The organism is Massilia pseudoviolaceinigra, from assembly GCF_030846505.1.
Taxonomy (GTDB): Bacteria; Pseudomonadota; Gammaproteobacteria; order Burkholderiales; family Burkholderiaceae_D; genus Telluria_A; species Telluria_A violaceinigra.
In genome coordinates this window covers 1-820 of record NZ_JAVCWL010000124.1, presented here as the reverse complement: position 1 = coordinate 820, position 820 = coordinate 1, and the positions used below count along the sequence as shown (strand labels likewise).

1 pseudogene is annotated in these 820 nt (G+C 48.8%); it reads right to left on the bottom strand.

What is annotated here, in order from left to right:
• Window positions 1-319: pseudogene (locus tag RBA40_RS33375) on the bottom strand (hypothetical protein); the annotation flags it as partial.
• Window positions 320-820: the final 501 nt, after the last annotated feature.

Below are 820 nucleotides of genomic sequence, written 5' to 3'. Positions count from 1 at the left end.
GTCCAAGCTGGTAAGCCACTCCCCAAGCACACATGGCACAATCAGGATCCTCTTCCAAAGCCGCCTTGAATGCGCGCACGGCCTCTGCCTCGTTGAAGGCATATGCCTGCAATAGGCCTTGTTTGAAAAATTCCTGAGCACTAGCTGACTTGGTGGAAATCGCAAAATTGCTCACGCCGAAACCGGAGATCCTTGGCGCACGCGCTGGTGCTTTGACCTGAGCGTGCAGATCGACCACTGTGCAAGCGAAAATTCCTGTTAAAACAGCGCATATGCCAAGCACCTTGCCACGTCGGATTGTAGAGATTCTAACATTCATGAAATTACGCTTGAGATCAATGTGAAGTGGTGGGCTATGTTGGGACTCAACAATCGATCAGTGGATGATGAGTGGAATGCTAACCAACTGAGCCAAGAACCCGAAATTCTTGTCGGAAATATATTGTAGCAAGTTCGGGTTGCATGGGAAATTCTTTCGAAGTTATGTTCAGTTCGATACCCGCCAAGATTTTGTCTAAGACCGTTTGTAGACGAGAATCTATAGGTGAACTCCGAAATCGATCCGTCCAGATGTCATCCTGGATAGCAATTCACCCGAAAAACGGCACTCGTATCGAAAATGAAGTTGCCAAAACCGTCGAAATCGATCATTCTTGCAACCCAGTTTGAGGCCCTGAAATCACTGGCCAACGTGGCGCCATTACGCCGAAAATGAGTGGAGCCTTAATGCCGGAAATTGACAACCTTCCCGCATCATCAAACCCTGGGCCGCCAAGTGACCGTTGATCGTGAGGTAACCTGAGTTCTGTGGACACTTCTC